Below are 2262 nucleotides of genomic sequence, written 5' to 3'. Positions count from 1 at the left end.
GGGCGGAACGATCCGTTTCCAGGAACATCGTTTGCCCCTGCGGGCGGGCACGCATACCTACCGGGTGCGCATCCGGCCGGACGCGCGAAACACCGGCAGGCAGGCCGTTCTTATGCCGGATTACATCGGCGAAGTATTGCCGTTCCGGTATGTGGAACTGAGCGGGTATAAAGGTAAAATCGGGAAGGACGCGCTCATCCGTTCGATGGTGCATTATCCGTTCAACGATGAGGCCGCGCGCTTCGAATCGTCGGACAGCACATTAAATGCCGTGTGGGAACTTTGCAAATACAGCATGAAGGCGACCACCTTCGCGGGCGTGTACGTAGACGGCGACCGGGAACGGATCCCTTATGAAGCCGACGCCTACATCAACCAGCTGGGCCATTATGCGGCCGACCGCGAATTTTCACTGGCCCGGCATTCCCACGAATACCTGTTGCACCACGCCACCTGGCCTACCGAATGGATTTTGCAGTCGGTGCTCATGGCCTGGCACGATTACCTCTATACCGGCGACATCCGTTCTGCCCGCCACCATTATACCGATCTTACCGCCAAACTCCTCATCCCGCTGGAAGATGCCAACGGCCTCGTCAGCACCCGCACCCGCAAACAGGAACCCACCTTGCTGCAATCCATCCATTTCAAAGGTGACGGCATCCGCGATATCGTAGACTGGCCGCATACTGGCATCCTCGGATTGGGTAAAGCGGAAGGCGGGGAGACGGATGGATTTGTGTTCGGCCGCTATAACGCCGTCGTGAATGCCTGGTACTTCCATGCGCTGCGTGCCATGTCCAGGATGGCGGAGGCGATGGGAAAAGCGGAAGATGCCAAAGCACTGGCGGCACGCGCAGCCAATGTGCGCAAAGCTTTCCGCAAAACGTTCTTCGATCCCAAAAGAAAAATCTTCCGCGATGGCGACAGTACGCAGCACGCTTCGCTGCATGCGAACATGTTTGCAATGGCGTTCGGATTGGCGGATGAAACAGACCTTCCATCCGTTGCGGCTTTCATCCGCTCCCGAGGCATGGCTTGCAGCGTGTACGGCAGCCAGTTTCTCATGGATGCGGTGTATGACGCGGGCGATGAGGAATATGGTTTATCCTTGCTGGCATCCCGCGCGGAACGCAGCTGGTACAACATGATCCGTGCCGGCAGCACGATCACCATGGAAGCATGGGACGATAAATACAAACCGAACCAGGACTGGAACCATGCCTGGGGCGCGGTGCCCGCCAACATCATTCCGCGCAAGCTCATGGGCATAGAGCCCCTGGAGCCTGGCTTCTCCACTTTCCGCGTGAAGCCCATGCCCGGCGGTTTGCAGCATGCATCGCTGCAACTGCCGACTGTCCGCGGGAATATCCGGATAGCGTTCAGGCAGGAGGGAGGAAAGTTTTCCCTCGACCTGGAAGTGCCCGGCAATTCTGTTGCGGAAGTGCACATCCCAAAATCCTATACGGGGAAAAATTTCAAAATAATGGTAAACGGAACAGCGATAAAACCCACCCGCAACGGGGCTTTCATGTTACCCAGCGGAACATATGCCATAGAAGCCCTGCAGTAAAGTAATCAGCGCACGAAAGACTGGGGAAGACAGTTTCAAGTAGGCCTAGTGGCAATGACCAATGCCAGATCGTAGCCGGGGAGATGGGTTTAAAGAACCCGGGCGGGGTAGAACTTTGCATAAAATGGCAAGGGCGGAAAAAGGAAGTCTCATCCTCTTCCGCCCCTGCGGCAATGGTTTGAATAGTCAGGTTATGCGGCCACGGCTACCGGCACTCTTCTGTTCGCCGGCCGGAAATACCAGGAAATCACGGTGAGGATCACGGCGAAAAGCGAAGGGAAAATCTGCGCCATCGGGTCGCCGCAAATAACGTGTGAAATCACCGCGCCCGACATGGCGAAGAAGAAACCCGCATAGGCCCATTCTTTTACCACGGGATAGCCCGGCACCAGCAGGGCGATCACCCCAAAGATTTTCCATACGCCGAGGAGAGATACGAAGTACGCAGGATAACCCAGGTGCATAATGCCATCTACCGACGCTTTCACCTGCAATAATTGGAAAATACCGCCGGAAAGCATGCCCAATGCGAGCCAGATAGTGGCGATCCAGTAGATGATTTTGTGTGACTTTTTCATAGTAATGCTGTGTGTAAGTGTGTGTTTGAGAGTGATTTGATAGTTAGATCAAATGGAAAGGCGGTCAGTCATCGATCCCTTTGCCGTCCAGTATTTGCGGGATGTATTTCT

The 2262-nt window shown here is 55.3% G+C and carries 2 protein-coding genes; one reads left to right on the top strand and one right to left on the bottom strand.

From position 1 onward, the window contains the following. Window positions 1-1573 (top strand): alpha-L-rhamnosidase C-terminal domain-containing protein (locus tag Q0510_RS09280; RefSeq protein ID WP_298710305.1); only part of this gene is annotated, 1573 nt, incomplete at its 5' end. A 191-nt stretch (window positions 1574-1764) separates the two neighbouring features. Here the strand turns inward: Q0510_RS09280 and Q0510_RS09275 are convergent. Next, window positions 1765-2151, bottom strand: coding sequence for a DoxX family protein (locus Q0510_RS09275; protein ID WP_298710303.1), 387 nt, complete (start codon window positions 2149-2151; stop codon window positions 1765-1767). Window positions 2152-2262: the final 111 nt, after the last annotated feature.

Origin of the sequence: uncultured Chitinophaga sp. (assembly GCF_937874145.1) — a bacterium.
In the GTDB taxonomy this organism is placed as follows: domain Bacteria; phylum Bacteroidota; class Bacteroidia; order Chitinophagales; family Chitinophagaceae; genus Chitinophaga.
Note: the sequence above shows the minus strand (reverse complement) of the source record. Positions and strands in the feature narration are given on the sequence as shown.

Coding starts and splice junctions, on each gene's coding strand:
- Q0510_RS09275 (WP_298710303.1), bottom strand. CDS start 2,151: ATGAAAAAGTCACACAAAATCATCTACTGGATCGCCACTATCTGGCTC.